This is a genomic window from Acidiluteibacter sp. (assembly GCF_055129545.1).
Map to the genome: position 1 here is coordinate 221,690 of NZ_JBSRUB010000009.1, position 6,000 is coordinate 227,689.

Sequence of the window (6,000 nt, forward strand, 5' to 3'; positions counted from 1 at the left end):
TCCATCTTTTTTGTCGCTGTTAAATCGCAAATTAGAAGTGGATTAATTCGTAAATTTGAAATTCAAAGTTAAGACAATTCAAACCAATATACAGCGCAATTGTTTATTGAGAAAATAAATCGAATGAACGTAAAATCTTTATTAGAGAAGGCCTTAAATTTCGAATTTCTTTCCGCTGAGGAAGGGGTCTTTTTATTCCAGAATGCACCTACTGCTCAATTGAGTTATGTGGCTAACGAAATGAAAAAGAAGCATAAGCCTGATGGTGATAAAGTAACTTGGATCATTGATCGAAATGCCAATACGACAAATGTTTGTACCGCAAACTGTAAGTTTTGTAACTTTTTTAGAATTCCTGGGCATGGTGAGGCTTACATAACTTCCATCCCAGAATACAAGCAGAAAATTGACGAAATGTTGCGCTACGGTGGTGCGCAATTATTGCTTCAAGGTGGTCATCACCCCGAGTTAGGGCTTCAATTTTATACAGAACTGTTTTCAGAATTGAAGCAATTGTATCCTAACTTAAAGTTACACGCATTGGGGCCACCCGAAATTGCACACATTTCCAAGTTAGAAGGGTTAAGTCATACGGAAGTGTTAAAATCATTAATGGCTTCTGGAATGGATTCCTTGCCTGGAGCAGGTGCAGAAATTTTGAATGATCGTGTTCGTCGATTAATTTCAAAAGGAAAATGCACTGGTAAAGAATGGTTGGATGTGATGAGAGCAGCTCACCAATTGAACATAACGACTTCGGCTACCATGATGTTTGGGCACATTGAAACTCTTTTTGAACGATTTGAACATTTGGTTTGGTTGAGAGAAGTACAAGCAGAAAAACCAAAAGAGGCAAAAGGATTTTTGGCGTTTATTCCATGGCCATTTATGGATGATGGGACATTGCTTTCGAGAGTAAAAGGGGTGAAGAATAATGTGAGTCCCGAAGAATACATTCGAATGATTGCGCTTTCGAGAATCATGTTGCCTAATGTAGTAAATATTCAAGCTTCTTGGTTGACAGTTGGCAAGAAAACTGCACAAGTTTGTTTGCATGGAGGAGCCAATGACATGGGATCGATTATGATTGAAGAGAATGTTGTTTCTGTAGCAGGAGCACCACATCGATTTACGGCAGAAGGTATTCAAGAAGCTATTCGTGAAGCAGGCTTTACTCCTCAATTGAGAACCCAGCAATACGAATACCGCGATATTCCTGAGAACATCGAGCAACAATTAATCACTTATTAGCGTCTTATTGCTGTGGATAGACTACTGAGACAAATTTTCGTTCTGATTTTCCTATTGTCGAGTGCCAATTTATTGGCCACTCACAACAGAGCTGGAGAAATTGTGTATCGACACATCAGTGGGTTAACTTATGAAGTGACCTTCATAACTTATTCAGATCCATCTTCCATTGCCAGCACAAGAGATGAGATTAAAGTCTGTTGGGGTGATGAAGGAGTTTGTAACGATAATAATTTAACGTTACTAATACGGACACTTGAGATGAATATTAATGACAAGGTTCAGCGGAATGAGTGGAAAGCGACCCATACCTATAATGGGGCTGGTATTTTCACCATTTCTTTAACTGACCAAGCAAGAAATGCAGCTATTTCAAATATCTCTAATTCTGTTTCGGTACCCTTGTATCTAGAAACAACTTTAAATATTAGTCCTTTTAACAATGATATAAATAATTCCCCTCAACTCTTGAACTACCCAATCGATAATGGTTGCACTGGGCAATTATTTATCCATAATCCTGGAGCAGTAGATCCTGATGGAGACAGTTTGGCGTATTCACTAGATAAAAGTAGAACCTATAACGGTGAGATCGCTGATGGATATTTTCTGCCTGAGGCTTCCAATTCACTTTCAGTTAATCCAATTACTGGTGATTTAATTTGGGATTCCCCTACCAGATCAGGAAGTTTTAATGTGGCAATGAAAATCAAAGAATACCGGGATGGAATCCTTTTAGGATATATTTTGAGAGACATTCAAATAGATGTCATTGCGTGTAATAATAAACCTCCTGTGATAACAATGAATCAGAATTATTGTGTCACAGCTAATGATGTCTTGTCATTTAATGTCAATGCTGCGGACCCGGATTTTGAAAGTTCGAAAAATCAAGTAGAATTGACTAGTACAGGAATCGCTTATGGTTTTGGAACCAATAAGCCAGTATTTGTAGAGCCTACTGTTAGCAGAAATGTAAATGGCACTTTCGTTTGGATTCCAAATTGCACTAGAGTTAGACTTCCGGAATATAATTTTCTATTTCGAGCAATTGATAATGGAAATCCAAACTTATCGACCTACAAAACAGCATATGTTAAGGTAAATGCTCCTGCTCCTCAAAATTTTAGAATTACCAAGCAGAACAATACTGCTTTCTTAGAATGGGATACTAGTTTGTGCATGAATGGTAAGGGGTATAAAATTTACCGGAGAATTGATTCTTCTGGTTTTCTACCTGATAGTTGTCAAACTGGTGTTCCTGCGCAAACAGGATACACTCGGATAAAGACTATTACAGATATTTCTCAGACCTCTTTTTTAGATGACAACAATGGAGAAGGGTTGGTGCCTGGTAGGAAATACTGTTACTTAATTATTTCTTATTATGAAGATGGTGATGAAAGTTATGCTTCAGAAGAAGCGTGTGTGCTTTTCACTAAGGTGGTGCCTATAATGACGAAAGTGTCCGTAGATTCTACGAATTCCTCCTCCGGAATAATTAATTTGGAATGGTCTTCTCCCGACACCATTGATCAAGCAGTTCATCAATCCCCATATCATTATTTGATAGAAAAAAGAGTTGGTTCTAATTTTCAAGTAATTGATTCTACATTGTCCCTGTTGGATACCACTTTCACACACCTTGGAGTAAATACCACTGTCAATACAAATTTATATCGCGTAACCCTATTCAGTTATGGCAATGGTAAGCGAAAAGTAGGTGTCGCAAATAAGGCTTCACAACTTTTTCTATCTTCGACTATTGGTGATGAATCGTTGACTTTAAATTGGGCATTTGATGTGCCTTGGGAAAATTCGAACTTTATAATTTACAGAAAAAACAAAACTACAGGTCTGTTTGATTCTTTAGGAATAACCACAACTAGTAGATACCTAGATACTTTAGGACTCGTAAATGGAGAGGAGTATTGTTATAAAGTTCAGTCCATTGGAGGATTTGACTCAACTGTATTTGAAGCAAAAATCTATAATTTCTCTCAGGAACTCTGTGCTACACCACTTGATATTGAGCCTCCTTGTGCTCCCGAATTTAAATCAGATTATGATTGTATCGATGGGAAAGTGGAGTTCTCTTGGGATTTAACCACAGACGAATGTCTGGCCTCCAATGATATCCAAAGTTTCAATATTTATAAAAGTAGCACCACTTCAGATTTTGTTCTATTTGAATCAATTCCAATCAATACGGTAAGAAGTAAATTGTTTTCAATCGACATACAAAACAAATCGTTGGCGGGATGCTATGTTATCACTGCTGTGGACTCAACTGGAAATGAAAGTGCTTTTTCAGAAGCTATTTGTTTAGAAACTTGTCCAGTCTATGAGCTCACGAATGTATTTACCCCAAACGGCGATGGAATCAATGACTTATTTGTTCCATTACCATATCGATATGTAGAAAGCGTAGAGTTATACATATACGACCGTTGGGGGAGAGAGGTGTTTTATACCACAGATCCGGATGTTAATTGGAGTGGGCAATTAAATGGCGATGAAGACCTGTTGAAAGATGGTGTTTATTTTTATGTCGGTAAGGTTTTCGAGCTCACGCGTTCAGGTATCAGAAGTAGAGAACTGAAAGGTACTGTGACGATGTTGGATGCTATTATTAAATTCAATAAAAATTAGATGTTTACTGGAATTATAGAACAATTGGGAATTATTAAAAAAGTAGTTTCTAATCAAACCAATAAAACGTTCACCATTGAAGCACCATTTTCTAATGAACTCAAGGTGGATCAAAGTGTAGCTCATAATGGCGTTTGTCTGACTGTTGAACAAATTAATGGAGTAGATTATGAAGTGACGGCCATTGATGAAACGCTGAAAAAAACCGCACTTAACGAATGGAAAGTTGGAATGGAAGTGAATTTAGAGCGCTGCATGCAAATGAATGCTCGACTAGATGGTCACATTGTTCAAGGGCATGTTGATGGATTAGCTCAATGCATCAATTTGGTGATCAAAGCGGGAAGTTGGGAATTTACATTTCAAGCTCCTAGTCGATTGAACTTAATAGTAGAAAAGGGTTCTATTTGTATCAATGGTGTGAGTTTAACAGCCTTTAATGTGTCCGACAATCAATTTACAGTTGCCATAATTCCCTTCACATTTGAGCACACTACTTTCAAGCATTTGTCGATGGGAGACCAAGTTAATTTAGAATTTGATATTATTGGGAAATACGTTCAACGATTGACTAAAAGAGATTAAAAAATCTCTTTGGCAATATTTCTAACTGCGTTTGATTTACCCATGGTGTAAAAGTGGATACAAGGCACTCCATAATTAACTAGCTCCTTACATTGCTTTAGCGCCCATTTTTCGCCAACTGTTCTGACTTCATCAGTAGTTGTACAAGCCTCCACCAAATCTGTTAGTTCTTCTGGTAGGTCTATATGAAAAAGCTTTGGCAAGATTTGCAATTGTCTTTTTGTAGCTATCGGTTTTATTCCAGGGACTATTGGGACATCAATACCACTTTCTCTACAGAGATCCACAAATTGAAAGTACTTTTGATTATCAAAAAACATTTGGGTAACAATATACTCAGCACCTGCATCTATTTTAGCTTTCAGGCGCATGATGTCTTCTTTCATGTTCGGTGCCTCTGAGTGCTTCTCTGGGTAGCCTGAAACGCCAATGCAGAAAGTAGTGGGAGCCGCATTTTCAATATTTTCCTCGATGTAATTGCCATTGTTTAGATTGATGATTTGCTTCACTAAATCCACGGCATATTCATTTCCGCCTTCTTCAGGAATAAAATACTGTTCTGTTTTAATGGGATCGCCACGCAATGCTAAAACATTATTTACACCTAGAAAGTTGAGGTCAATTAATGCATTTTCCGTTTCTTCTTTACTAAATCCTCCACAGATTAAGTGAGCTACTGATGGTGTTTGATATTTATTACTTATTGCAGCACAAATTCCTACAGTACCCGGTCTCTTTTTTATGGAGAATTTTTCTAAATAGCCCTTTTCTCTTTTCTTATAAATAAACTCTTCTCTGTGATAAGTTACATTTATAAAAGCAGGTTTAAACTCGATTAAAGGGTCGATTCCATCATAAATTGATTGAATGCTTTTTCCTTTTAAAGGAGGTAATATTTCAAAAGAAAAGAGGGTCTTCTTTGTGTTGCGAAGTAATTCAGAAACTTTAATAGGTGCTATCATGTGTGCAAATATAAAAAAACCTCCGTTTGCTATTCACAAACGGAGGTTTTTAAAAATATTGAAATGTTGATTTATTTAATAATCGTCAATGTTCCTTTTTGGATGGGCTGCTCATTGTCATTTAAGTCAAGCACGTAGAAATATGTTCCTGCCTCTACATTGTCGGCTTTCCAATCGTTTTTGTAATCTGTTTTTTGGAACACCTGACGTCCCCATCTGTTATAGATAGAAATACTATTGCCAGGATAAATGTCAATTAAACCTAAATCTAAGTAATCATTGATTCCATCTCCATTTGGTGTCAATACGTTTGGCATAATTACAATGATTTCACAATCAGGAGCAGCAGCACTAGCGCCATATTTACAACCACCAACTGTGCCTTCAGGCACATCACTTACTGCTCTAATGTATGCAGTTGGGCTGCCTAGTCCAGGAATTCTAGCTGCTACATCACCCAATAAAGGATTAGGAGAAATAGTAGTAGGCAGTGTCAACCAATTAACTTGATCAAAGCTATACTCATAGTAAGATGCAGATGGAATAGACT

Annotated in this window: 5 protein-coding genes; 3 read left to right on the top strand and 2 right to left on the bottom strand. The window is 37.2% G+C overall.

The genetic code is table 11. The annotated features are described in order from the left end of the window. Nucleotides 1–123: 123 nt before the first annotated feature. The 3 genes from ACTB0X_RS04665 to ACTB0X_RS04675 are packed head-to-tail and all read left to right on the top strand — an operon-like array spanning nt 124 to nt 4,488. Nucleotides 124–1,251, top strand: a complete 1,128-nt coding sequence (locus ACTB0X_RS04665; protein ID WP_463023831.1) for a CofH family radical SAM protein — start codon at nt 124–126, stop codon at nt 1,249–1,251. A 12-nt stretch (nt 1,252–1,263) separates the two neighbouring features. After that, entirely contained in the window at nt 1,264–3,903 is a 2,640-nt protein-coding gene (locus ACTB0X_RS04670; RefSeq protein WP_463023832.1) for a T9SS type B sorting domain-containing protein, read from the top strand. Then, nucleotides 3,904–4,488 carry a riboflavin synthase gene (locus ACTB0X_RS04675; protein WP_463023833.1) on the top strand — a complete coding sequence of 195 codons (585 nt, stop codon included), beginning with the start codon at nt 3,904–3,906 and terminating at the stop codon, nt 4,486–4,488. Here the strand turns inward: ACTB0X_RS04675 and metF are convergent. Both metF and ACTB0X_RS04685 read right to left on the bottom strand, forming a co-directional pair. After that, nucleotides 4,485–5,438 carry a methylenetetrahydrofolate reductase [NAD(P)H] gene (metF, locus tag ACTB0X_RS04680; protein WP_463023835.1) on the bottom strand — a complete coding sequence of 318 codons (954 nt, stop codon included), beginning with the start codon at nt 5,436–5,438 and terminating at the stop codon, nt 4,485–4,487. The two genes, ACTB0X_RS04675 and metF, sit on opposite strands and share 4 nt — an antisense overlap. Nucleotides 5,439–5,521: 83 nt before the next feature. Continuing rightward, on the bottom strand, nt 5,522–6,000 hold a 479-nt coding region (locus ACTB0X_RS04685; RefSeq protein WP_463023834.1), incomplete at its 5' end, for a gliding motility-associated C-terminal domain-containing protein.